Source organism: Allobaculum fili (assembly GCF_020969955.1).
GTDB classification, from domain to species: Bacteria; Bacillota_I; Bacilli_A; order Erysipelotrichales; family Erysipelotrichaceae; genus Allobaculum; species Allobaculum fili.
This window is the reverse complement of the sequence record NZ_JAHDSX010000089.1, coordinates 1-1,122: the sequence shown is the minus strand read 5'-3', so window position 1 is coordinate 1,122 and position 1,122 is coordinate 1. Positions and strand designations below refer to the sequence as shown.

The window sequence follows — 1,122 nt, the reverse complement described above, 5'->3', positions numbered from 1 at the left end:
AGCGCATCGCTTCATCGGATTTGTTCACAAATCCTGCTCAAACAACAGACAAACAGATAACAGGGATAACGTGTCCGAACAAAGGGTTCTCTCTAATTATCGTGTCCTTGACATGGGGTACACTTCATATGAAGACATTGGCTCGGAGGATCCTACAAATATTTTCATAGAGCCAGAATATTATATCTGTGCGAAAAAATCATTTGGATTTATGTACCTGTATTCCTTAAAGTCTTGCCATTTCTATCTTCCACAGCTGACAGTTTCCCTTCGTGTTCTGCGGCAATCCGTTTTTCAGGCAGACCAAATTTCCCAGTAATCTATTGGAAATCTAATTCCAGTTCGATGAGTCGTCCTTAAGACCGAACCCCAATGGTGAGGAAATTTCATGGAGTCTTCAAATCAATTCAAGGAAAAGCAGACCCCGATTCGAAACGCAGGTTATCCATCCACTCAAAGTTTTTTGTTCATAAACTTCTTTACTTTTTTTTCTCAAACCATTATATTTATTAAATAAGTTCCTCATCACGCCTAGACCTTATCTCCACCAATAAGGAATGCGCACCAGGATGGGGTCTTTTTATTTTTCCAAAACGATTGCGTAATGCTAAGCAAAAAGCCAGACAAAAGACAATGTCTTCTCTGGCTTTATAAAACGGAACTGCATCCGGCAGTCAGCTTCAACACGGGGGGATGTCAAAAATTTTGTGTAAATTCGTTTTTTGGTAGTTGAAACATTTGGCGTTTCGAAGGCTCAAAACACCTCGCTGGACGAGGAGCGAGTGAAAATTTCTGGAGCGGCCCTTTATAGCGGGCGCCCCCCCTGCTAGACTTGTGTCGCCCCTGCCAGGGTGGCATTTTTTCGACGGCGGGGACGTCTTCAGGGGGTGCAGGGGGAGCGGGGACCCGCTGTAAAGGGTTTAAGCGGAAGAAAATTTCATGAGCGGATTTCGGATCTGCCGCTTATCTGGCTGAGTACTTCTCCAGCCTGGCGTCCAGTTCTTCCTCGCACAGGAGCTGATTGCGTACCATTGCCCAGTTTTGAACCGTTCGTCCCTGCCATTTCTTCTCAAGCTCCACAATGCGTAGATACAAAGCCTTATAAACTGAATCCTCATTTGG

1 pseudogene is annotated in these 1,122 nt (G+C 44.7%); it reads right to left on the bottom strand.

The window, feature by feature from the left end:
- Window positions 1-963 precede the first annotated feature (963 nt).
- Window positions 964-1,122, bottom strand: a pseudogene (locus Afil_RS11550) (IS256 family transposase); the annotation flags it as partial.